The following is a 24411-nucleotide window of genomic DNA, read 5'->3' on the forward strand; positions in this document are numbered from 1 at the left end:
CAGAGCCCCCAGCCAGAACCCTACGCTCGCTCAAACCCGCGGGCGACTTCCCAGTCTGTGACCACGCGCTCGAACTCCTCGATCTCAACTTCCGCTGCACGCGAGTAGTGATCGACGACCTCGTCTCCCATCGCCTCCCGCAACATGGCCGAGCTGTGCAGAGCATCCCGCGCCGCGCGCAAGTTGCCCGGGATCATACCCGTATCACCCTGATAAACGTCTCCTGTGGTAGGCGGTTGCAGATCCAATCCCTCTTCAATCCCTGCGATGCCAGCGGCCAGCATCCCGGCCAATGCCAGATAAGGGTTCATGTCTGAACCCGGAATTCGGCACTCTATCCGAACGGCCTTGGTGCCGTCGCCGCACAACCGGAATCCGGCGGTGCGATTGTCGACCGACCAGATGATCCGCGTCGGCGCAAAGGTTCCCTTCATGAATCGTTTGTAGCTGTTGATGTAGGGGGCCATGAAATAGGTATAATCGGCGGCGTATTTCAGCAGACCCGCCATATAGCTTTTCATCAGATCCGACATGCCCAGCTCATCATTCGCATCAAAGAAAGCCGGCTTTCCATCAGCCCAAAGTGACTGATGCACATGGCTGGAGCTGCCCACCTTGTCATGATGCCATTTCGGCAGGAACGTTGCCGCATGCCCGTGCTGCCAGGCGATCTCTTTCACGCCATTCTTGGCGATCGAATGATACTCGGCCGTGTCCATCGCAGGCGCGTATTTTATGTTCAGTTCTTCCTGCCCGGTCTCAGCCTCGCCCTTCGAGTTTTCGACCGGTATTCCCGCGTCCCACAGGTGATTGCGGATCGGGCGCATAACGTGTTCTTCCTTGGTCGTTTGAAGAATGTGATAGTCTTCATTGTAGCCCGAGATCGGTTCCAGATTGCGGAAGCCTTCCTTACGAATTTCATCAAAGCTCTTCTCGAACAGGAAAAACTCCAACTCGGTTGCGCACATGGCATCAAAACCCATGGCCTTCAGTCGCGCGACCTGCTTTTTCAGGATCGAACGCGGTGCGTGCGGCACTTCTTCGTGGGTGTGATGATCCAGCACATCGCACATCACCATGACCGTACCCTCAAGCCACGGAACCGGGCGCAGCGTGCTCAGATCGGGTTTCATGACATAATCACCATACCCCCGTTCCCAACTGGTCGAGGCATACCCGTCGGGTGTCGCCATCTCCAGATCGGTGGCCAGTAGGTAGTTGCAGCAATGTGTTTCTTCCCATGCGCCGGCGACGAAATGGCCTGCGTGAAAGCGCTTGCCCATCAAGCGGCCCTGCATGTCCACCAGGCAAACAAGAACAGTATCAATCTCGCCGTTGGCCACTCGTGATGTCAGGGTTTCAAAGGTCAAATTAGCGGTCATGGAGCAAACCTCATGCTTCTCAAAGGGGGCACTGGACGGCAATGCCCCCCGATTTTGATGTTAATCGAAAGTGTAAGGGGCACCGGCCTGGTTGATAACCGAGTTATACTCCCGGAATATGCCGACTATCTTCTGGTGAACTTCACCTTCCTGTGCGACCTCGTCCCAGAATTCGATGGCTGCGTTTTCGACTTCTTTCCATTCGGCGGCCGGAACCTGGCGCAGCTGCAGCTTGTCGCCATTCGCGCGCAAGGCCGCTTCACCACCCCAGTACCACTGGTTGCGATACGTGTGGCCCGCTTCGATACCCGCCATAACCACAGATTTCAGATGGTCCGGCAGTTCTGCCCAGCGTTCCTGGTTGGCGAACCACGATCCGATCCACGCGCCTGAAATGTTGTTGGTCAGGAAGTAATCTGTCACATCCGCCCAACCCACAGTGTAGTCCTCGGTAATACCGGACCATGCCATGCCGTCCAGTTCCCCGGTTTGTACCGCGACCTCGGCGTCTTCGTAAGGAATGTTTACCGGCACCACACCGAACTTGGCCAGGAAACGACCCGCGGTCGGGAAGGTGTAGAGTTTGAGACCATCCAGATCGGAAAGCGTTTTGATTTCCTTTTTGGTGTTAAAGTTGCACGGGTCCTGACCCGCAGCCGACAACCATGCCACGCCGACTTTTTCGTATTCCGAACGCCAGATATCGGCCAGACCGTACTGATTGAACAGCACAGGCACATCCAGAATGTGTTTGGTTGCAAACGGGAAATAACCACCGAACTGACGCAGGGGGGTCGGTGACGCCATCGAATCGTCATCCGAGTGTACCCCGTCAATCGTGCCGCGCTGCAGAGCCTGAAACAGTTCGCCTGTTGGGACGATCTGGTCGGCGTAGAACAGCTCGATCTCAAGCTCACCATTGGCGTTTGCGTTTATGTAGTCGATTGCGGGTTTGGTTACATGCTCTCCCAACGCGCCGCCGGCATAGGTCTGGAAGCGCCACTTGATGGCTGATTGCGCTTTGACAATTGCCGGGCTCGCCAACGTGGCAGCACCTGCCAAACCGGCGGAACTTAGAAATCTGCGTCTTGTTGTCATTGTCTTTCTCCTCTGTTTGATCTTGCAGAATTTCGCCCCTTTCCGGGGTCTTGTGACTTATTTTCCGTAAACATAATTCGGTAGCCAAAGCGCAATTTCCGGGAAGATTATGATGGTGGCCAAGGCGCAGACCATCACCAGAACAAAAGGAATGATGGAGCTGTAGATATCGCGCAGTGAAATCTCCGGAGGGGCCATCGCACGCATCAGAAAGAGGTTGTAGCCGAACGGCGGCGTCATGTACGCGATCTGCGTCGTGATGGTATAAAGAACGCCATACCAGATCAGATCGAAGCCCAGTGCCCCCACCAGCGGAACGTATAGTGGGGCGACAATGACGAGCATGGCAGTATCATCCAGGAATGTTCCCATCAGGATAAAGCTGAGTTGCATCAGGATTAGTATCATCCAAGGGGACAGGCCCAGTTTCTCGGTGAAAAGACTTTCAATGGCTTTGACCGCACCCAGCCCGTCGAAAACAGCGCCAAACGCCAGAGCCGCCAGAATGATCCACATGAACATACAGGAAATGCCCAATGTATGCCGAATGGAGTTTTCAAAGACCCTACGCGTCAGCCGACCTTTCAACGCCGCCGCTGCCATAGCCGTGATGGCTCCAATGGCGGAAGATTCCACCAGCGAGGTCCAGCCGTTCACAAACGGAACCATCATTACGGCGAAAATACCCAAAGGTAACAGACCAGACTGCAACAGGCGCAGCTTCTCCGGAAACGGAATGTCGCGCTCTTCGGCGGTTAGAACCGGACCGAGCGAAGGTGTTATGCGGCAACGGATGACAATATAGATGATGAACATCGCTGCCATCATCAGGCCCGGAAGCACGCCAGCGAGCCACAACTGGCCAACAGGTTGCCGCGCGATCATCGCGTACAGAACCAAAACCACTGACGGTGGTACAAGAATTCCCAAGGATGATCCGGCCTGTATGACACCCGTCACCATACGTTTGTCATAGTTCCGACGCAGAAGTTCCGGTAAGGCAATGGTCGCACCGATCGCCATTCCGGCTACGGACAGTCCGTTCATCGCCGAAATCAGCACCATTAGCCCGATGGTGCCAACGGCCAGCCCGCCTGACAAGCCACCCATCCAGACATGGAACATCTTGTACAAATCATCGGCGATCCGACTTTCGGACAAAATGTATCCCATGAAGATGAACATGGGCAGTGTCAGCAACGGATACCATTTCATGACCTTGATTGCGGCTGCAAACCCAAGGTCATAGCCACCCCGATCCCCCCACAGGAAGAGAGCCGAGACCACGGCGACAAAGCCGATTGCACCGAACACTCTCTGCCCGGTCAGCATCATCAGCATCATTGATGCAAACATCAGCAAGGCGATCATTTCGTAGGACATCAGATTACCTCACGCGGGATGTCGTCGCCACGCAGGCGCAAGATGTCCTTGAACAATTCAGATACGGCTTGCAGCAACATCAGGAAGATGCCGATAACCATGATCATCTTGACCGGCCACAAGTAAGGCCTCCAAATCGTCGCGCTGCGCTCGCCGCCATATTGGAACGAGTACATCAGACTGTCCCAACCACCCCACAGCAGAACGATAAGGTAGACGATCAGAAACAGGACAGTAAACGCATCGGTCCAGGCCTTGCGGCGATGAGACCATTCACCATACAGCAAGTCCATTCGTACATTCGACCCCATCTGAATCGAATACGGACCACCAAGCATGTAGTAGGCCACCATTGCGAACTGGGCCATTTCCAGTGTCCAGAGTGATGGCAGAAAGAAAGTTTTCGAGATCGAAGACCAGAGCAGAATGCCCATCATGACGAAAATGCCATACATGATCACGCGCCCGACCCAGCGGTTCGTGCGGTCGATTACCGCCACATATCCCCGCATAAACTTCATCTCGATACCTCTGTTTTCATAATTTGGCCTCCGTGCGCGAAAACGCCGTGATGACCGATTGCAGGACTGGCGTTAGCAAACCTGCCATGAGGTTCACACCTTTTGGAGTGTCGATCAGGTCGTTCCGCACTTCGATCATGACATTTGGAAGACCGCGTTTGATCGCATGTTCCCGCAAGGTGTGCGTGACGCCATCGGTGGCCGAATAAGGTTGGTTAAGCGCAACGCTCAGCCCTGATCCTTGCGCCTGTTGCAGCATGATCTGGGCTGCCCGATCATCTTCATCATGTAAAATGCCCAGCTCCACCGTCCTTTTTTGTCCCTTGTAGACTGGCGTGAAGCTGTGGATCGTGATGACAACCGGTCGTTCATGTCTTGCGTCCAGTGTTGAAGACAACAGCTGTCGGAACGGTTCGTACACCTCGTGAAGCCGTTGGGCGCGCTGGGCCGCGGTCAGGTTTATATTGCCGGGGACTGAGAACACTTCGCTGAGGCACGGCATGGAATCTTCGCGTTCCGGTGGGCGATTGCAGTCATAGACAAGGCGACTGACGCGCGAATACACCAACGGTGCATCCAGCGCCCCCATCAGCTCAATCGATAGCTCCATCGCACCGATATCCCATGCGACATGCGACCGGGCCGCATCGTCATCCAGACCCAAATTCTGCAAAGCCGCAGGTATGAAGCGACTGGCATGTTCGCACACCAACACTGCAGGCGCGCGGCCCCGTGCATTCAGCACACGGGCTGCCGGGGCTTCGGCAGATTGCAGCAGGGATGACTCGGTTTCTTGTCGCATAGGTAGCATTTGTTACAGCAACTTCGTACCTGTCAAGAAAATTACTGTAGACAAAACTACAGGCAGGAATATTCTGTAACAAATTTAAAAATCGAGGGTGTCGATGGCCGCCGTTGTAAAGCTGGTCAAACAGCGGATTCAGGACGAATTGGACGATTTGACCCGATCAGAACGTCAGTTGGCGTCTGTCCTATTGCAGGACTATCCGATGGCAGGGCTGCAATCGATCACCAAGCTGGCGGCTGCGGCTCAGGTCTCGACGCCAACTGTTATTCGCATGGCCCGCAAGCTTGGGTTCGATGGGTTTCCGGACCTGCAGGATGCCCTGCGCGAAGAAGTGGCAGCGCAGATCAAGAAACCGATCTCGAAACGAGATGCCTGGGTTGTCGATGACGATGCCGAACACCCGACAACGCGCTTTGCGCAGGCCGTCTGGACAAACATGCGCCACACGCTGGAGCGTCTGGACAAAGAGATGTTCGACACCGTCGCCCAGCTATTGGCTGAAACGGACCGGCATCTTTATGTGGTGGGTGGCCGCATCACCCGATCCAACGCGGATTATCTGTTCAATCACATGCAGATCATCCGGCCCAACGTAACTATGCTGGGCAATTCAGCGAATGTCTGGCCGCAATACCTTTTGGACATGGATGCGTCCTCGGTCCTGGTGATCTTCGACATTCGGCGATACGAAGCGCATTTGGAGAAACTTGCGCAAGTTGCTTCAAGCCGGGGCGTAACGGTTGTTTTGTTTACGGACCAGTGGGGTTCACCAATCGGTAAGACCGCCAACTACACATTCCACGCCTTGGTCGAGGCTCCCTCGAGCTGGGATTCGACGATAGCACTGCAACTGATTTCCGAGACTCTGATTGCCGAAGTACAGGAAGCACGGTGGGAGGAAAGCAAAGAGCGGATCGAAGAACTGGAGCAGTTTTTTTCTTCGACACGAATATTCCGCAACCAGGATTGAAGGGGCGAATACGACGGGGCGCTGTGGTTCTAAAACTGAGGCGCAAAATTTGCGACTTCCTGCTTGACGCGCCCGGGTGCATGACTTAACCAACGCAAACCATTTGCGGGTATAGCTTAATGGTAAAGCCCCTGCCTTCCAAGCAGGCTATGTCGGTTCGATTCCGTCTACCCGCTCCAAGATCCCAACCTTTTCTGCGTCAAATGGCCCTTTCGGGGTGCTGATCCTTGTTGTCATGCTTGACCAAAAGGGCGGCTGAGGCCAAGAAAGCGGTCACTTCCTAGAGTTCAATCCATAAGGGCCCGACATGGCAAGACAAACCGCCAGTAAACCAGCGCCAGCCGCTGCACCCGGTGCCAGTGAAGAGCGGGCCCGCTCAAAGAAAATTGGGGTGCTGGCCTCGCTCTGGCCATTCATGAAGCCCTATAAGTTTTTGATGATTGGCGCGACATTGGCGTTGATTCTGACCGCAAGCATGACGCTGACTCTGCCACTGGCGGTTCGGCGCGTGATCGACAACTTTCGCATCCAGGACGGCGAGCTGCTGGATTGGTATTTTCTGGCCGCGTTGGGCATTGCCGCTGTTTTGGCCGTGGGCACCGGCATCCGATACGCGCTGGTCACGCGCTTGGGCGAACGCGTTGTCGCCGATATTCGCAAGGCCGTGTTCGATCGCGTGATCGCGATGAGCCCGGAATTCTATGAACGCATCATGACGGGTGAGGTGCTCAGCCGGATCACAACGGACACGACCCTGATTCAGTCGGTTCTTGGGTCCTCGGTGTCGATCGCGTTGCGTAACATGTTGATGTTTTTCGGCGGGCTGGTGCTGATGCTGCTGACCTCGGCCAAATTGACGGGTTTGGTTCTGTTATTGATCCCGATTGTCATTGTTCCGATATTGGTTTTGGGTCGCCGTCTGCGTGTGATCAGCCGCGAGAATCAGGATTGGATTGCAGCCTCGTCCGGAAACGCAGGTGAAGCTCTGGGCGCTGTTCAGACGGTGCAGGCCTTTACCCACGAACAGGAAAGCCGCAAGCAATTCGGAGAGATGACCGAAACCTCGTATGTGGTCTCGCTGCGCCGCATTCAAACCCGTGCGGTACTGACGGTAATTGTGATCTTTCTGGTCTTTTCGGGCATCGTCGGCGTCTTGTGGATGGGTGCAAATGATGTGCGCAACGGCGTGATGACCGAAGGCGTGCTGGTGCAGTTCGTGATCTATTCGGTCATTATGGCCGGCTCGGTCGCGGCCCTGTCCGAAATCTGGAGCGAACTTCAACGCGCTGCCGGGGCAACAGAGCGTCTGGTCGAACTTCTCAATGCGCAAGACACCGTGACCGATCCTGCCAAGCCCATGATCCTGCCCAAGGATGTTCAAGGTGAAATCCGCTTCGAAGATGTCAGCTTCTGTTATCCGTCGCGTCCCGACACCGTTGCGCTGGATCATCTTTCGCTTCAGGTCAATCCGGGTGAAACGGTTGCCTTTGTCGGACCTTCCGGCGCGGGCAAGACGACAGTCATTCAGTTGATCCAGCGGTTCTATGACCCCAATTCGGGCCGGGTCACGTTGGATGGCCACGACCTGAGAGAACTGGATCGGGCAGATTTCCGTACGCATATGGCTCTGGTTCCTCAGGACCCTGTGATCTTTGCTGCCTCGGCCCGTGAAAACATCCGCTTCGGGCGTCTAGATGCAACCGATGCCGAAGTTGAAGCCGCGGCCCGTGCCGCTGCCGCGCATGACTTTATCGCTGCCTTGCCGGAAGGGTATGACAGCTTTGTTGGCGAACGCGGCGTGATGCTGTCAGGCGGTCAGAAGCAGCGTATCGCCATTGCGCGGGCCATTCTGCGCGACGCGCCGGTTCTGTTGCTGGACGAGGCAACTTCGGCTCTGGATGCGGAAAGCGAACGCGCGGTACAGGGCGCGGTGGACCAGATGCGGGCCGGACGCACAACCCTGATCGTTGCACACCGCTTGGCAACTGTGAAGAAAGCCGACCGCATTGTTGTGCTGGAAGAAGGCCGTATCGTGGCGCAAGGCAGCCATGACGATCTGGTTTCTCAGGACGGGCTCTATGCGCGTCTGGCCCGGTTGCAATTCACCGACGGTGTCGCCGCGGAATAAGGGTGACGCACGGGCATTTCCCTTTCCGCCGTAGCGTCATTCTACATTTTACTCACTGTCACAGCTAAGCCCTCGCTTGCGCGGGCTCGTTTTTGATCCCATCTTGGAGGCGAACAACAAGCCTGCGCAAAATGCGGGAGAAAATAACGGGAGGAACCACATGGCCTTTGTGGGATTGGAAGACAAAACGCGCATGGAACAGGAAATGCCGTGGGAGGATCGGGATCTGCCCGTCACCTTCCATCAGCTCTTGTCGCGCACGGCAGAGAAGTTTCCCAACCACAATGCCATCAGTTTTCAACTGTTGTCGGGACCAACCGACAAAGCCGAGACCCTGACCTGGTCACAATTGCAGGACAAGGTTAATCAGGCTGCGAACCTCTTCCGTTCACTGGGTGTGGGCGAAAAAGATGTGGTGGCCTATGTGCTGCCCAACTGTAACGAGACGCTGATCACCATGATGGGCGGCGCGGTAGCCGGGATCGTGAACCCAATCAATCCGCTGCTTGAGCCGGAACAGATTGCGGCCATCCTGCGCGAGACCGGCGCCAAGGTTGTGGTGACGCTGAAGTCTTTCCCAAAAACGGATGTGGCCCAGAAAGTGGAGGAAGCGGTCCGCCACGCGCCCAAGGTCAGCACCATTCTGGAAATCGACCTGAACCGCTATCTGACACCGCCCAAGTCCTGGTTGGTACCTTTCCTGCGCCCCAAGATGGGTGACAGGGAAAAACTCGCCCATGCGAATTACAAGAACTTTAATAAAGAGTTGGTCAAACAGCCGACGACGCTGACATTTGAAGACAGCAAGGAAGACCGTGTCGCGTGCTATTTCCATACGGGCGGCACGACCGGCATGCCAAAAGTGGCGCAACACAAGTATTCTGGTCTCGTCTATAACGGCTGGCTGGGACATACGCTGCTGTTTGACGAAAACGACGTCATCATGTGCCCGTTGCCCATGTTCCACGTCTTTGCTGTCCACGTGATTATGATGGCGGCCGTGTCCTCGGGCGCGCATGTGATCTTCCCCACACCAGCCGGGTATCGCGGAGACGGCGTTTTCGACAACTTCTGGAAGCTGATCGAACGCTGGAAGGTGTCTTTCATTATCACTGTACCCACTGCCATCTCGGCCAAAATGCAGCGCCCGGTTGATGCCGATATCTCAAGCGTGAAGACAGCTTTCTCTGGCTCGGCCCCGCTGCCGGTTGAGTTGTTCCGTCGCTTTGAAGAAGCCACGGGTGTGAAGATCGTCGAAGGCTATGGCCTGACCGAGGCCACGTGCCTGGTGTCGTGTAACCCTGTGGATGGTGAAAAAAAGATCGGATCGATCGGTATTCCGTTCCCCTATACGGATGTGAAAATCCTGCAAAGCGGGCCGGAGGGACCGGTCGAATGCGATACCGATCAAATCGGAGAAATCTGTATCTCGAACCCGGGTGTCTATGCGGGCAACACCTATACCGAGGCCGATAAGAACGTAGATCTCTATTATTATGACAAATACCTGCGTACAGGTGATTTGGGACGGTTTGACGAAGACGGATACCTTTGGATCACAGGCCGCGCCAAGGATCTGATCATTCGCGGTGGCCATAACATTGACCCAGCCGAAATCGAAGAAGCGCTATTGGGCCATGACGCAGTCGCGTTTGCCGGCGCTATTGGCCAGCCCGACGCGCATTCCGGTGAAGTGCCATGTGCGTTTGTCGAACTGGTCGAAGGCGCCTCGGTCACGGAAAAAGAGCTGATGGATTACTGCAAGGTTCATGTGCATGAACGTGCGGCGCAGCCCAAGCATATGACCATTCTGGACGAATTGCCCAAAACTGCGGTTGGTAAGGTCTTTAAGCCCGATCTGCGTAAACAGGCTATCACACGTATCTATAATGGTGCGCTTGAGACAGCTGAGGTATCGGCGCGTGTTGTTTCGGTGATCGATGATAAAAAGCGTGGCCTTGTCGCGCAGCTTGACGCGAATGGATCTTCGGAAGACGATGTCTCGAAAGTGCTGGGCGCATATACCCAGCCGTGGGAGTGGTCTGAGTAAGCCGGAGGGACAATGGATTATGAACGCCTGATTGACGAGGAAACCTGGGCGTTCATACGTCGCACGGCTGAAAGCTATCCTGATGATGCGGTTGATCTTTCAATCGAAGATCAGCGCCGCGTCTATGACACCATGTGTCAGGATTTCCGCCAACCGCGACCTGTCGGGGTGGAAACACAGGATCTGACAGCCGATGGAGTTCCTGTCCGCATCTACACCGCTGGTCAGCCCACCCGATCCGTCGTTTATTTCCATGGCGGTGGATTTGTGTTGGGTGGGCTGGACAGCCACGATGACGTCTGCGCTGAACTTTGCGCGCAAACAGGGTATCGTGTGGTCGCAGTTGACTACAGGCTGTGCCCTGAACATGTGCACCCCGCGCAGTTCGATGATTGTTGGACAGCAGTGATCTGGGCAGCGCGTGAATATGGTGACCCGTTGATCTTGGCGGGTGACAGTGCCGGAGGAAACCTTGCCGCTGCGGTGTCCCATCACGCGCGGGGCCGATTGGACGGCATTTTGGGCCAAGTGCTGATTTTTCCCCTGCTTGGTGGGGACCGAACCAATGGCTCCTACCTGGAACACGCCCACGCCCCGTTGCTGACTTTGGACGATATAAAGTTCTATGAATCCGTCCGATACGCCGGGGATCAGCCCGAAGGTGACCCAACCTATTTACCTTTGCAGGACAGTGATTTTTCGAACCTGCCGCCCACAGTAGTGGTGACTGCAGATTGCGATCCGCTACGGGATGATGGGCCGAACTACTGCGAGAAGATAGCGGCGACAGGAGGTAAGGCCCATTGGATCAATGAGCCCGGCCTGGTTCATGGCTATTTGCGCGCTCGTACCTCGGTGAAACGCGCAGCAGAAAGCTTTGAGCGTATCTCGGTCGCTATCGAAGCGCTGGGGCAGGGGATCTGGTCTTACTACTAAGTCCTTTACCGCCTAAAAAGCGGATGAACGTTATCGCAAGAAAACTTCGCCCTTCATCGTTTCTGCGACGGGCGCGCCCATGCGATGCAGGATCGTGGGGGCCAACTGCAATTGGTCGATTATAGTATCTGCGTCGGGGCCGTCCGCGTTGCCGAAGTAATACAGCGCCGTTTCCTGCTGCAGCGGTCCTCGCCCACCGTGATGACCGCGTTCATCCTGACCGTGATCAGCGGTCACGATAACTTCGTAGCCCAGTTGCCGCCAACGGGGAATGAAGGGCGCCAGCATCTCGTCCGCGACAAAGCATGCGTGGTCCATTTCCTCGCAATCGTGGAAGAACCGGTGACCCATGCTGTCCAACGTGCAGGCGTGCAGGATGCCATAATCCAGCCCGAAGCGCAGGCAGAGATTCGTGAGGGTTCCGTACAGATCGACATCGGACGGTGTCATCTGATTGTCTTTGCCATAGCCGGTCATGGTGTGGAAACGACCGTGGTTGATGGTCTGGCTTTCGGGTTCGTCATATTCGATGTCACGGACATAGTCGAAGGGGTGGCGGTTGAAAAACTGCGACCAATAGCTGTGGGTGACCGCTCCGGTTACACCGCCGCCTTCGCGGACCTGGCTGAACACATCCTTGTGGCTCAGCCGAAAAACATTGCCGTTGCCGGTGCAGCCATGTTCCTGCGGTGTCACACCTGTATGGATCGATGCATAGCAGCTGGCCGAAGTAGAGGGCAGCACTGCGCGCAGCTTCCAAACCCGCGCGTCGCCGCTGTCGACCCAGCCTTCCAGATTGCCAAACAGGCGGCGAAAATTACGGTAGGGGACGCCGTCCAGAATGATGAGCAGAAGTTTGCGGTCCATGCCCGAGCCTTTCAGTAATTTCTTCAGCCGAGCCTAGGAGATTCGCGGCTCAAAACACGACTGTTCACGCCCCCAATAGCAAAATCCCGACACCTGTCATTGGACAAAGCGCCGGGATTTTCAGATTTCATGGAACTGTCACAAGCGTGGATCAGTTCCCCGCGCTCTCCATCTTGCGATGGGCGACAACCTCTTCCAGCCAGCCCAGATGCATTTCGGGCACGGAACTGAGCAAAAGGTCGGTATAGTCGTCGAATGGCGGGCTGAGCACCTGCGATTTTGGACCGTACCGCACAACTCGTCCCTGATACATCACCGCAATACTGTCGCTGATTGCACGGACAGTTGCCAGATCGTGGGTGATGAACAGATAGGCCACATTCTCGATCTTCTGCAGGTCTAGAAGCAGCTTGAGAATACCATCCGCCACAAGTGGGTCGAGCGCCGATGTCACCTCATCACAGATGATCATCTTGGGTTTCGCAGCCAGGGATCGCGCGATGCAAACACGCTGTTTCTGACCACCAGACAGCTCGGCCGGATATCGGTCGATGAACTTTTCGCCCAGTTCGATTTCATCCAGCAATTCGATGATCCGCTTGCGCTTTTCCGCTCCGCGCATGTTGAAGTAGAACTCCAGCGGGCGGCCAATGATTGTACCAACCGTCTGACGCGGGTTCATCGCCACGTCGGCCATCTGATAGATCATCTGCAATTCGCGCAGGTCTTCGCGGGTTCGGCCTTTGAGGTCCGACGAGAGCTTGCGCCCGGCAAAGGTAATCTCTCCTTCGCGCGGTGGCAGCAGGCCAGTGATCACGCGCGCCAGCGTGGACTTGCCCGAGCCAGACTCGCCGACAACAGCCAATGTCTGCCCCGGATGAAGCTCGACATTGACGTTGTGCAACACGTCGAAATTCAGGCCCTTATAACGCGCAGTGATCCCATCAACGCTGAGCACGGGGTCCGCCGTTGGCTGTTTCTCTTCATGCTCGATCGAGCGTACCGAGACCAAAGCTTGCGTATACTCTTCCTGCGGATTGTTGATGATCTGATCCGTGTTCCCGTATTCAACGGTATTGCCCATTTTCAGGACCATGATGTCGTCGCTCACTTGCGCCACAACCGCAAGGTCGTGGGTGATATACAGCGCGGCAACACCAGTGTCGGCAATGGCCTCTTTAATCGCCATCAACACGTCGATCTGGGTGGTCACGTCCAGCGCGGTGGTTGGTTCGTCGAACACCACCAGATCAGGTTCGGGACACAGCGCCAGCGCCGTCATGCAGCGCTGCAACTGACCCCCAGAGACCTGGTGCGGGTAACGATCGCCGATATTGTCCGGATCGGGCAGACCCAGCTTGGCGAACAGCTCACGCGCGCGACTTTCGGCTTCTTTGCGGCTGAACTTTTTCTGTTCAACCGCAGCCTCGACCACCTGATCCATGATTTTTTTGGCAGGGTTAAAGGACGCAGCAGCGGACTGAGACACGTAAGTCACCTCGCCCCCGCGCAGCTTGCGAATATCCCGATGTGAAGTTTTTAGAATATCGCGCCCGTTGACCCAAACCTCTCCGCCTGTGATCTTCACGCCACCCCGGCCATAGGCCATGGACGCTAGACCGATCGTGGATTTACCGGCCCCGGATTCACCGATCAGACCGAGCACCTTACCAGGTGCCAGGTCGAAGCTGACCCCATGGACAATCTCAATGTCATGGGGTTTTTCACCCGGTGGGTAGACGGTTGCGCCGATTTTGAGGTCGCGGACCTTGAGAAGTGGATCACTCATCCCCGGCCTCCTTTCAGTGATGTGGTTCGGTTCAAGACCCAGTCGGCCACAAGGTTGACCGAAATCGCCAGCGTCGCGATGGCAACGGCGGGCAACAAGGCGGCGGGAATGCCATACACGATGCCTTCCTTGTTCTCCTTCACGATGCCACCCCAGTCAGCCTCGGGCGGTTGTACACCAAGACCCAGGAAGGACAGGGTTGAGACGAAAAGTACGGCAAAGATGAAACGCAAGCCCATCTCGGCAACCAGCGGTGAAAGCGCGTTGGGCAGGATTTCCCGGAAGATGATCCAACCGTTTTTCTCGCCCCGAAGACGGGCGGCTTCGACATAATCCATGACTGTAATGTCGACAGCGACAGCACGGGCCAGACGATAGACCCGCGTCGAGTCCAACAAGCCCATAACGACGATCAAAATCGGAACTGTCACAGGCATCACCGACAGTACCACAAGGGCAAAGATCAAGGTCGGTATCGACATGATCAGATCGACAAAGCGCGACAGCACCTGGTCGACCCAGCCCCCCATCACAGCCGCAAAGAAGCCCAGGACCGAGCCGGTCACGAAGGACAGGATGGTCGCAGCCGTTGCGATGAAGATTGTCGTGCGACCGCCATAGATCATGCGGCTAAGCAGATCGCGACCGATATTGTCGGTGCCCAGCCAGAAGTTTGACTCGGTGAAACCTGCGGGAGCGATCCCAAGCATGATCTCGATCTTTGAGGGTTCCCATACATCGCCGACCACTTGGGCCATGCCGTAGGGGGCGATGAGCGGCGCGAACAGCGCCATGAGAAAGTAGAGGGCCGTCAGGAACAACCCGATCAGTGCGGAAATAGGGATGTTCTTCATTTCGGGTGCCTCAGACGCGGGTTGGCCAGGATCGAGACGATGTCCGCGACCATATTGAGGCCGATGTAGACGGCCGCGAAGATCAGACCACAGGCCTGCACCACCGGAACATCACGTTTCGCAACATGATCGACCAGGTATTGGCCCATTCCAGGGTAGACAAAGACCACCTCGATCACCACGACACCGACCACAAGATAGGCCAGATTCAGCATCACGACGTTTACGATCGGGGCGATGGCGTTCGGGAAGGCATGGCGTGCAATCACCTGAAACCCGGTCAGGCCTTTAAGCTCGGCGGTTTCGATATAAGCCGATTGCATGACGTTCAAAATCGCCGCACGGGTCATACGCATCATATGCGCCAAAACCACGAGCGTCAGAACCATTACGGGCAGGGCGATAGCCTGAAGCTTTTGCAAAAGGCTCATATGGTCACCAATCATTGCGACCGATGGGAACCAGCCCAGTTTTACCGCGATGAAATACATAAGCAGGTAGCCGATCAGGAATTCCGGGATCGAGATTGAGGCCAGTGTCACTGCCGAAATCAGCTTGTCAGGCCACCGGTCCTTATAGCGTACGGCAATCAGGCCCAACATGATGGCCAGAGGCACCGAAATGATCGCAGCCCAGAAGGCCAGAAAAAGGGTGTTCGACATCCGCTGTCCGATGCTTTCAGCAATGTCACGGCCGTTGGTCAAAGCGGTCCCCAGATCGCCTTGCAGGGCCCCAAACAGCCAGTCGAAATAGCGGGTGAGCGGCGGATCATTCAGCCCGAGCTCTTCACGAAGGTTGGCCAGCGACTCCGGCGTAGCGGATTGCCCCAGGATCGATTGTGCCACATCGCCGGGCAAAATCATTGTCCCTGCAAAAATCAGTGCTGACGCCGCGATAAGGAGAAGGGTACTCAGCGCAAGGCGCTGAGCAACCAGTATTATGATGGGATGCATTGACCTGGAACCTTAGGCTTTCCAGGTGAATTTCGACGCGTACCAATACATCATGGCGCCGTTCGGGTCAGGAACATATCCTTGGACTTCGTTGCTGACTGCGTCAATGAAGTCGTTGAACATTGGCAGGATCAGGCCGCCTTCGTCACGCACCATCATGCCCATTTTCGAGTAGATTTCCTTGCGCTTCGCGTCATCCAGTTCGCTGCGTGCCGCCAGCAGCATTTCGTCAAACTCGGGGCGCTTGAAGCGTGTGTCGTTCCAGTCAGCAGTTGACAGATACGCGGTCGCGTACATCTGATCCTGAACCGGGCGCCCGCTCCAGTACGACGCGCAGAATGGTTGCACATTCCAGACTTCGGACCAGTACCCGTCATTTGGTTCGCGTTTGACCTCCAAAGGAATCCCCGCAGCCTGTGCCGTTTGCTGGAACAATGCGGCTGCGTCCACGGCACCGGGGAAGGCTCCATCGGCCGTGCGAAGGATGATCGGTGAGCCGTCATGCCCGGATTTCTTGTAATGCTCAGCAGCTTTTGCTGGGTCGTACTCACGCTGCGGAATACTATCGTCAAACAGCGGATAGGCAGCGTTGATTGGCATGTCGTTGCCGATACCGCCATACCCGCGCAGGATTTTATCAACCATTTCCTCGCGGTTGATGGCATATTTCAATGCCAACCTCAGTTCGTTTGCATCAAATGGTGCAGTATCCACATGCATGATGAACACGTAGTGGCCCCGCCCCGAGACATTCTGAACCGACAGATTTGGCGCCCGGTCCAGCAGTTGGGCAATCTTGGGCTCAACCCGGTTGATGATGTCTACCTGACCTGACTGAAGTGCGGCGGTCCGGGCTGTTGCATCGTTCAGCGTGATTACTTCGACACTGTCGTAATGGGCAAAAGCGTCGCCGCCCCAGTAATTCGGATTGCGGACAAACTGCATACGCACGCCTGGCTCGTCGCTCTCCAGAACATAAGGTCCGGTGCCGACGGCCGAGTTCGGATCATCAAAGCCACCGTCTGGCTGGATTTTCAAGTGATAGTCGGCAAGCAAGTAGGGTAGATCGGCATTGCCGATTTCCATTGTGACTTCAAAGGTGTCCCCGTCGACCCGCATCGATTCAATGCCCTGCACGATACCTAGTGCACCAGACTGAGAATCTTCATTTGTGTGGCGCTCCATCGTGCGCATGATGTCTTCTGGGGTGACTGTTTTACCATTGGAGAATTCGATACCCTGTCGGACTTTGAAGCGCCAAGTCTTTGCATCCGCAGACCCTTCCCAGCTTTCGGCAACCAACCCTTCAAGTTCGCCCTTGCCATTTACTTCGACCAGCGTCTCGCCCCACTGCTGGCCACCAGCAATCGGAACATCGGACGACCACAACGCCGGATCCTGCGTATTTGTGCTTTCGCCCCCTTGAACGCCCATTTTGAAGGTTCCACCCTTCACTGGACCCGCCGCACGAGCGGCGTCGGCAAACATAGTGCTGGCCATGGCAGCCGAAACACCCAATGCAGCTGCTTTCCCCATGAATTCGCGGCGGGTCATTTTCCCTGCTGTGACCTGACCGGCCATATGTGTGATTTGTTCGTTCATTTAATCTTCTCCCTATTGAGTGGTATTAGCCCTTTTCGGACTTTTTATTGACGCTTGAGTCAACGTTGGCTTATTTCTGCTAGTCGGGCAAGGATATTTCGTGCCGATATCAAAAACGATCGTCTGCACATGGACGACACGAAGGGATGTCACGAACGCAGTGTCCGTGATCTGTCTAAAAGAAAACTGGCAATTTTTGATATTTCCAGACGCTTGTGGATCACAATGTGGGCAAGGCGTCTAATTACCCTCGTATTGCGACGACCAGATCCATGACGTTGGTCCCGGTTGGTCCGGTCGTCAGCAACGCGTCAACTTTGTCCAGAAACGATCCACTGTCAGCATTTTGAAGATAGGTTTCGGCCCCATCGGCCCAGGTGGTGCCGCAAACGATTCCTCCGGCTTCCTTTGTCGGGCCGTCGGTTCCATCCGTGCCGCCAACAACAATTGCCAGGCCAGACTGCCCCGAGATTTCTTTGGCCAAAGCAAGCGCCAGTGCCTGATTACGACCCCCACGACCGGGTTTTTCCGGCAGGACTACAGTTGGTTCACCGCCAAAGATCATAACGCCTTTGTCCATGCCGCGCAGCATTGGCCCCAGTTTCGCGGCGACTTGCAAATAGTCGTCATGCAGGGCCTCTTCATTTGCAAAAACCGCAAGGCCCGCCACATCCGCAGCCGTGGCCGCCGCATTCCGCGCATGGGCATTGGAAGCCACGATCTGCGTGGTGGCGGTAAAGGTGTAGTTGTCCGGCAACGCGCCGATGCCCGAGCCAATGATATTCAGATCATCCCCTGGCACATCGGAAATCGCCAGCACAGTGGCACGCGCGCCTTTGAAATGAGACAGCAATCCGCCGCCTTTGATACGAGACAGCTTGCGCCGCTCGGCGTTCATGGCGCGGATGTCCAAACCTTCCGACAGCAGCTTGCGATTCAACGCCTCAAGATCACCCAAAGATGTTCCTGGCAACAGATCCTCGGCCAATGAGGATGCCCCGCCCGAAACCAGCAACAGGACATGTGACCCGGGGTGCATCTGCTCCATCGCCAAGCGCAGCGCCCGCCCACCGGCAAGGCTGCGGTCGTCTGGCACCGGGTGCGAAGCTTCGATTACCTCGACCGCGTCTGGCAGGTCGCGGCCGTGATCGTCCTTGGTCACGACAAGCGTGGGGACCGAGCCAAATTGCGCCAGCGCTGCACGCGCCATCGCAGCCGCGGGTTTGCCGACGGCCAGTATCCGGTCCGGTTTGGGAACACCAGGCAGTGCGGCTTTGGTGGCGGTATATCCGTCAACCGCATCAACCCCGGCCTGCCAAAAATCTACCGCTTGTTTTGATATGTCCATCAGTTCTCGATCCAGATCGTGACAGGGCCGTCATTCACAAGTTCAACCGCCATGTCAGCCCCAAACTGTCCGGTTTCCACCGCAACGCCCTGTGCGCCAAGGTGAGCTGCAAATTCCTTGTACAGGTGCTCGCCCTGATCCGGTGGTGCTGCGTTTGAAAACCCTGGCCGGTTGCCGCTTGTTGTATCGGCGGCCAGCGTGAACTGGCTGATCACCAACGCTGATCCGCCAACATCCAGCAACGAGCGGTTCATTTTACCCGAGTCATCCTTGAAGATACGCAGTTTCGCGGCTTTTTCTGCAAGCTTTCTGGCCTGCATCTCATCATCGCCCTGCATTGCGCAAACAAGAATCATGAGGCCCGGCCCTGACGAACCTATGGCTGCGTCATCAACCGACACTTTGGCGTATGACACCCTCTGCAATACTGCGCGCACTCAGGTTACTCCCTTTAGATGACAAAACTGCCTGAGCGACCGTTTAACCGCGCCACTCCACAAAGTCACTTGGCTCGGCGCGATCTGTTCGAAAGTTATTTGCCGGATGATCCGGATCGGCAAAGCCAAACGAAATTGCGCAGAGGATCAGGCGATCCTCAGGGATTTGAAAATACCGATGCAGAAAGGGGCCGTAAGTGGCCAGGGCCGCTTGGGGGATTGTCGCCACACCCAGTGCCTGCGCGGCCAGCGTGAAGGCCGTGACAAAACCACCGCAATCCATCGCGCCATAGGGTCCAAGTTCTGCCGGACTTGATAGGATGGCGCAGTGTGGCGCGCCGAACAGGGAAAAGTTCTGCATCATCTGCTGCGCCGACCCGGCGCGATCCCCGCGTTCCACTCCAACAGCTTCGTAAAGCGCCCAGCCACAGGCGCGGCGGCGGTCTTGGTACACGCCAGAATAAGATGTTGGAAACGGAAGATCGGGAGCGGGCGTTCCGCTGACAGCCTCGTTTTGCATCGCTTCACGGAAAGTATCCGTTTCGTCTGCGCTGGTGATTGCCAACTGCCAGGGTTGCGCATTGCACCAGCTGGGAACGCGAGATGCGCTGGCGACGATCTGCTCGATCTGCGCGCGGGGGACAGGATCAGGCAGAAACGCCCGGCAGGAATGGCGGTCTCTCAGAAGGGTATTCAGTTCAGCAAACGACACAACAGGCTCATCCCTTTGTTTTCCGAACTGAACATGGCCGCGCTTCGTCGGATGCACAAGCCTGTCTGCAGGTCTGCCTATTGCCCGGTGGCCGCCAAATAGCCGACACCCGCAGCCAGCAGCAATCCCAGCACAACAGCGATGGTTATCTTGATGGCTGACCACGGGCGTTCGCCCTGAACCCGCCCGGTTCTGCCATTGACCACAAACCGATACGTCTGGCCGCGGTATTTGTAAGCGGCCATCCAAACCGGCAGCAGGATATGCTTGAACGTGACATCGCGCACGTCTGTATCGACCGCATGAATGCGCTGCCGGTCGCCGCCGATGTCAAAACGAACATCCCGCTCGATCACGCGTGCCATATGCGCGCGCGCTTCGACGTACCCCTCCCGCAGTTCAACGCTGTAGGCTTCAGCCCGGAAGCCTGCGAGGTATTCGGGCTGATAGGGCTCCAGCGCGGGCAGATCCCAGGGTTCCAACGCGTCGGTGTAGCTTTTGGGAAGCGACTTCGATGCCAACACCAGCACGTCGTCAAAAAACCGCGCGACGCGGCCGGACTTGGGGGTCCAGCGTACCTTTGGCACTTGTTGCTGAACCCGCTTGCCGTCTCGCATCACGGTGCGGGTTTCATAATAGACAGTACCGCGTTCGCCGCGATACGAAGACTTGGTGTCGGCATCGAAAGTCCAGTAAGGCACGTAAATGCCCTGCATCTTGCGCCCTTTGCGGGCATATTCTTTCAACCCGTTTGGTGCGAACCATAGTCGCCCCAACCAATCGCCCATCGCCTTGTGGGCTGATCGTTCGTCGAACGCAAAAGGCAATACGCCCTTTGGTTTGATATGCCGGTTGATCCCGGTATCTGTCACGACCGGCGTGGCACAGAACGGGCATTCGGCGGCATGGGTGTTTGGGTCAAACTCTACCTGCGCGGCACAGTTTGGGCACGACAGAACGCGGGTTTCCTCGATCTCGCTGTCCGGCAGGCGGTCAGCGATGGCGGCGTCAAAGTCCAGCTCTCGCAGACTTGCACCGCCCCACGGTCCGGCACTGATCGGCTCGGAATGTCCACAATGATCGCAGGTTAAGGTACCATCACCCGGATTGAACCGGTAGTCCGCGCCGCATTGGTCACAGGGGAAACGATGTTCTGCAATATCAGGAGCAGTGACGTGTGTCATGATTTACCCGGTGGTCACGATGAATATGAAAGAAGACCGTGTTTGTTCACGTCCCGGGCGGCGGCGGAGGCAAGATCGTGAACAACTGCGCCAGTTCCTGCACGTCGCCTGCCTTTTTCCAGCCGTCCTGTCCCGCAGTCCAGACATATGTGTCACGTGTCAGTTCGCCTTCGCTGGCCATGCGCCCCATCTTGGCTTTGGAAAACGGCCCGCTTGTCTGACCATCCACAGCGATATGCCACACATGCTCGACAGGTGGCGGAGGAGGCGGTGCCGCGTGTGCTGCCGCTTGCGGGGCAGCGGGGGCGGGCGATCCCCAAGGGCCGCTCGGCTGGCCCGCTGCCATGTTCGACATCTGATGCGCCATTGCCATCCCCATACCCATGCCAAGACCGGCGCCCATGCCACCGCCTTGACCCGGATTACTGGCCGCGGCCGTCATCGCCTCTGCTGCCGAATATTGAGTGAACTTGCCCAGATCGCCCGCCAAACCCATCGAAGTCCGCTTATCCAGAGCTGCCTCAACCGCCGGGGGCAGCGAGATGTTCTCGATGTAAAACTCCGGCATTTCCAGCCCATAGCTGTCCAAGACTGGTGAAACTTCGGCAGCGATCAGCTTGCCCAGATCGGCGGTGTTTGCGGCCATGTCCAGAACAGGAATGCCTGAGCCCGAGATGACGCGGCTGAACTCCTGTACGATGATATTGCGCACCTGGAAACTGATTTCGTCCATGGTGAATTCGCCATCTGTTCCGACGATTTCCACGAGGAACTTCGCGGGGTCCTTAACACGCACCGTGTAGGTGCCATAGGCGCGGATACGGGTTGGCCCGAACTCGGGATCGCGCAGCATGATGGGGTTCTTGGTGCCCCATTTCAGGTCGTTGAACCGAGTTGTGTTGACGAAATAGATCTCGGACTTGAACGGCGACTGAAAACCGTGATCCCAATGCTGAAGGGTGGTCATGATCGGCATGTTGTTGGTCTCAAGCATATAGAGACCCGGCGTGAATACGTCGGCCAATTGCCCTTCATGCACAAATACTGCTGCCTGACCTTCGCGCACGGTCAGTTTGGCACCGTACTTGATTTCGTGCCCTTCACGCTCAAACCGCCAGACCATCGTGTCACGGGTGTCATCCACCCAATGAATGACATCAATGAATTCTCCGGTCAGAAAATCAAAAATTCCCATTTGGGTTCTCCTGTCCTTGGGGTCAGAGCGGCTGCCCCATCAATTCACGCGCAATAATACGTACGACAGGGCGTGCTTCATCCACGCCCACACCGGGCTGCAATCGCTGGTCATACAGCATCGTCAGCAGTTTCTCGTCATGGCTGGTCAGCAATGCAAACTCATCATCATCGTTAAAAATCGAAGGCCGCGCCGCCGGGCTGTCATTGGACAGGCCAAGCCCCTGGGCGATTTCCTCGTGAATGCAGCTACGGCGCACCAGGTCCGTCAGTTCAGCGCGGATCAATGCAACCGCGCGCACATATTTGTAGGGCGACGCCTTGGTCGCAGACGCAAAGACCAGACAGTCGAAATTGGCGCGTGGGTTGGCGACCAGATCCAGCGAAGCCTGGCTGATATTCGGGATCAATTGCTTCAGGCGGGACGCGACATAGGCGCTGTCGTCCTTGCCTGCGAAAAAGACATGGAAATTGGCGTTTCGCGATACAACCGATATCGGGTGCTGGGTCAATCCGGCCAGACGACCCGCAAACACCCGAACCTGTTCCGCATCCTGTGTTCGTGTTTCGGGCAAAACCGAGGGGCCAAACTCGGTCTGGATACGAACGGGCCCCGACCAACGGCTCAGCTGCCCGTCCGTCTGGCGTGAACCAATCGAAACACTCTGCGTCGGATATTCGCTGTAGAACGCGATTGCTTCGAAATTCCGGGCCAAATCGTCCGCATCATAAGGCGTGTCCGGTCCGCCGCCGTCTGTACGCAACAGCCCCCGAACCAGAAGGTCACGTTCAACGCGCTGGTAAAACCGCGCCAGATCCTGACTGGCTGCCGAGGGTGGTACATACGCATTCGCCGCCGTCGGTGCGGGTTCCGGGCGAGGCTGCGGCGCAACAGTAGATGTAAGGGTTTCATCGCAATTGGCCAACGCCAAAACCGAAGTCACACCCAACGCAAGTTTCAGAGAATTGAAGTGCCGCACACCGATCCTGCCTTTAGCCGGGAACTGCAGTGCCGGCATTGTCACCAACACCGTCCTGGCGCGCTTTGGCAGAGGCCAAAGTGTCGCGTAGTTCGGCTTCCATCTTTTGCAGTTCAACTTCGGCCGCAGCGCGTTTGGCCTTGCCTTCATCTGCAATTGCAAGACTTTCGTTGATGGTCCCGATCAGGTCAGCATTGGCCTGCTTGACGGCTTCAATGTCGAACACGCCGCGCTCCATTTCCTCGCGGATCATCTTGTTGGATTCGCGAAGATTCGCCGCGTTCGAGGTCAGCAGTTCGTTTGTCAGATCGTTGGCGTCACGCACGGCGGCGGCAGCTTCGGCGCTGCGCTGGATGGTGACAGCTTGCGCCAGCTGGGTTTCCCACAGAGGAACTGTGTTGACCAGGGTCGAGTTGATCTTGGTCACCAGCGACTTGTCGTTTTCCTGTACCAAACGGATCGATGGCAGCGACTGCATCGTAACCTGGCGGGTCAGTTTCAGATCATGAACACGGCGTTCCAGATCGTCCCGTGCGGCGCGCATGTCGCGCAGCTCTTGCGCTTTCATGACCTGTTGATCTTCGGGCGCGGCCTCTACCTCGGCCTCTTTTTCCGGAATGTCGTGGCTGTCCAGTTCGGTCAGCTTTTCCTCGCCTGCAGCGATGTAAAGCGCCAGTTCGTCGTAGAAGTCCAACGTCTTTTCATACAGCAGATCAAGCGATTTGATGTCTTTCAGCAGGGTATGCTCATGGCCCAGAAGATCGTCGGTGATACGGTCGATCTGGCCCTGAACTTCTTCGTACTGAGCGGTGAATTTGGCAAAAGGCGCGGCCTTGCCCAGCAGTTTTTCCCACCAGCTGCGTTCGCGGCGCACGTCCAGTTCACTGACCGAGAAGCCACGGATCGTGGTGACGATATTGCGCAGGCTGTCTCCGGCGGGGCCCACATCCTTGTTGCGCACATCCGCCAGCATCGCCTGACTGATTTCCTGCAACTCGGCCTGTGCAGATGACCCAAAAGACACGATCGAGTTGGTATTGCCAATGTCGATTTCATCCATCCGCTTGCGGATTTCTGCACTGACGGGTTCGTCGGCGTCTTCCAGCGACACGACCTCGGCCTGCGGTTCAGGCAAGGCAACGGCGGTGACTTCCTGCACCAGAGTTTCAGCCTGAACTGCCTTGTTCTTGATCTCATCGGACATGGGTATGTTCC

The 24411-nt window shown here is 56.4% G+C and carries 21 protein-coding genes and 1 tRNA gene; 5 read left to right on the top strand and 17 right to left on the bottom strand.

Translation table 11 applies throughout. The features are described 5' to 3' along the window. Positions 1-20: 20 nt before the first annotated feature. The 5 genes from I9187_RS13415 to I9187_RS13435 are packed head-to-tail and all read right to left on the bottom strand — an operon-like array spanning position 21 to position 5186. Positions 21-1382: a glutamine synthetase family protein gene (locus I9187_RS13415; RefSeq protein ID WP_171175597.1), complete on the bottom strand. Its 1362-nt coding sequence runs from the start codon at positions 1380-1382 to the stop codon at positions 21-23. A gap of 60 nt (positions 1383-1442) precedes the next feature. Beyond that, positions 1443-2480 carry a TRAP transporter substrate-binding protein gene (locus tag I9187_RS13420; RefSeq protein WP_171175595.1) on the bottom strand — a complete coding sequence of 346 codons (1038 nt, stop codon included), beginning with the start codon at positions 2478-2480 and terminating at the stop codon, positions 1443-1445. Positions 2481-2537: 57 nt separating this feature from the next. Further along, the gene (locus I9187_RS13425; RefSeq protein ID WP_209509445.1) at positions 2538-3863 is read right to left on the bottom strand and encodes a TRAP transporter large permease subunit; all 1326 of its coding nucleotides are present in this window, start codon (positions 3861-3863) and stop codon (positions 2538-2540) included. Beyond that, the gene (locus tag I9187_RS13430) at positions 3863-4384 is read right to left on the bottom strand and encodes a TRAP transporter small permease subunit (RefSeq protein ID WP_171175590.1); all 522 of its coding nucleotides are present in this window, start codon (positions 4382-4384) and stop codon (positions 3863-3865) included. Before I9187_RS13430 ends, I9187_RS13425 begins: the two co-directional genes overlap by 1 nt. A 16-nt stretch (positions 4385-4400) precedes the next feature. Beyond that, positions 4401-5186: an N-formylglutamate amidohydrolase gene (locus tag I9187_RS13435; protein ID WP_245223221.1), complete on the bottom strand. Its 786-nt coding sequence runs from the start codon at positions 5184-5186 to the stop codon at positions 4401-4403. 103 nt (positions 5187-5289) lie between these two features. Here I9187_RS13435 and I9187_RS13440 point away from each other — a divergent pair, with 103 nt between their 5' ends. The 5 genes from I9187_RS13440 (at position 5290) to I9187_RS13460 (ending at position 11276) form a co-directional block, all read left to right on the top strand. After that, complete coding sequence (locus I9187_RS13440) at positions 5290-6162, top strand: MurR/RpiR family transcriptional regulator (protein ID WP_171175586.1); 873 nt, start codon at positions 5290-5292, stop codon at positions 6160-6162. A 105-nt stretch (positions 6163-6267) separates the two neighbouring features. Continuing rightward, positions 6268-6341: transfer RNA gene (locus I9187_RS13445), tRNA-Gly, on the top strand. 128 nt (positions 6342-6469) lie between these two features. Next, positions 6470-8290: an ABC transporter transmembrane domain-containing protein gene (locus tag I9187_RS13450; RefSeq protein WP_171175584.1), complete on the top strand. Its 1821-nt coding sequence runs from the start codon at positions 6470-6472 to the stop codon at positions 8288-8290. A 160-nt stretch (positions 8291-8450) separates the two neighbouring features. Further along, on the top strand, positions 8451-10340 hold the full coding sequence (locus I9187_RS13455) for an acyl-CoA synthetase (protein ID WP_171175576.1): 1890 nt from the start codon (positions 8451-8453) through the stop codon (positions 10338-10340). Positions 10341-10352: 12 nt separating this feature from the next. Then, the gene (locus I9187_RS13460) at positions 10353-11276 is read left to right on the top strand and encodes an alpha/beta hydrolase (RefSeq protein ID WP_171237195.1); all 924 of its coding nucleotides are present in this window, start codon (positions 10353-10355) and stop codon (positions 11274-11276) included. Positions 11277-11306: 30 nt separating this feature from the next. Here the strand turns inward: I9187_RS13460 and I9187_RS13465 are convergent, their stop codons facing one another. The 12 genes from I9187_RS13465 to I9187_RS13520 form a co-directional block, all read right to left on the bottom strand. Then, positions 11307-12143 carry an alkaline phosphatase family protein gene (locus I9187_RS13465; RefSeq protein ID WP_171175571.1) on the bottom strand — a complete coding sequence of 279 codons (837 nt, stop codon included), beginning with the start codon at positions 12141-12143 and terminating at the stop codon, positions 11307-11309. A gap of 151 nt (positions 12144-12294) precedes the next feature. Continuing rightward, a complete protein-coding gene (locus I9187_RS13470) occupies positions 12295-13932 on the bottom strand; it encodes an ABC transporter ATP-binding protein (protein ID WP_171175561.1) in 1638 nt (545 codons plus the stop codon). Beyond that, positions 13929-14786: an ABC transporter permease gene (locus I9187_RS13475; RefSeq protein ID WP_171175559.1), complete on the bottom strand. Its 858-nt coding sequence runs from the start codon at positions 14784-14786 to the stop codon at positions 13929-13931. The genes I9187_RS13470 and I9187_RS13475 overlap by 4 nt, the downstream gene beginning before the upstream one ends. Further along, positions 14783-15739, bottom strand: a complete 957-nt coding sequence (locus I9187_RS13480; protein ID WP_171175556.1) for an ABC transporter permease — start codon at positions 15737-15739, stop codon at positions 14783-14785. The genes I9187_RS13475 and I9187_RS13480 overlap by 4 nt, the downstream gene beginning before the upstream one ends. A gap of 12 nt (positions 15740-15751) precedes the next feature. Then, positions 15752-17341 (bottom strand): ABC transporter substrate-binding protein, encoded by a 1590-nt coding sequence (locus tag I9187_RS13485; RefSeq protein ID WP_171175554.1) that lies wholly within the window; start codon positions 17339-17341, stop codon positions 15752-15754. Positions 17342-17585: 244 nt separating this feature from the next. Further along, positions 17586-18689, bottom strand: coding sequence for a DUF4147 domain-containing protein (locus tag I9187_RS13490; protein ID WP_171237196.1), 1104 nt, complete (start codon positions 18687-18689; stop codon positions 17586-17588). Continuing rightward, entirely contained in the window at positions 18689-19126 is a 438-nt protein-coding gene (gene dtd, locus I9187_RS13495) for a D-aminoacyl-tRNA deacylase (RefSeq protein ID WP_171175550.1), read from the bottom strand. The genes I9187_RS13490 and dtd overlap by 1 nt, the downstream gene beginning before the upstream one ends. Positions 19127-19169: 43 nt before the next feature. Then, positions 19170-19838, bottom strand: coding sequence for a nitroreductase (locus I9187_RS13500; RefSeq protein ID WP_171175548.1), 669 nt, complete (start codon positions 19836-19838; stop codon positions 19170-19172). Between the two features lie 77 nt (positions 19839-19915). Then, a complete protein-coding gene (locus I9187_RS13505) occupies positions 19916-21022 on the bottom strand; it encodes a TFIIB-type zinc finger domain-containing protein (RefSeq protein ID WP_171175546.1) in 1107 nt (368 codons plus the stop codon). A gap of 46 nt (positions 21023-21068) precedes the next feature. Further along, on the bottom strand, positions 21069-22217 hold the full coding sequence (locus I9187_RS13510; RefSeq protein WP_171175544.1) for an SPFH domain-containing protein: 1149 nt from the start codon (positions 22215-22217) through the stop codon (positions 21069-21071). Positions 22218-22239: 22 nt separating this feature from the next. Then, positions 22240-23235 carry a DUF2927 domain-containing protein gene (locus tag I9187_RS13515; protein WP_171237571.1) on the bottom strand — a complete coding sequence of 332 codons (996 nt, stop codon included), beginning with the start codon at positions 23233-23235 and terminating at the stop codon, positions 22240-22242. Further along, complete coding sequence (locus tag I9187_RS13520; RefSeq protein WP_171175540.1) at positions 23210-24400, bottom strand: toxic anion resistance protein; 1191 nt, start codon at positions 24398-24400, stop codon at positions 23210-23212. The genes I9187_RS13515 and I9187_RS13520 overlap by 26 nt, the downstream gene beginning before the upstream one ends. Positions 24401-24411 lie beyond the last annotated feature (11 nt).

Origin of the sequence: Ruegeria sp. HKCCE4148 (assembly GCF_017872495.1) — a bacterium.
Classification (GTDB): Bacteria; Pseudomonadota; Alphaproteobacteria; order Rhodobacterales; family Rhodobacteraceae; genus Ruegeria.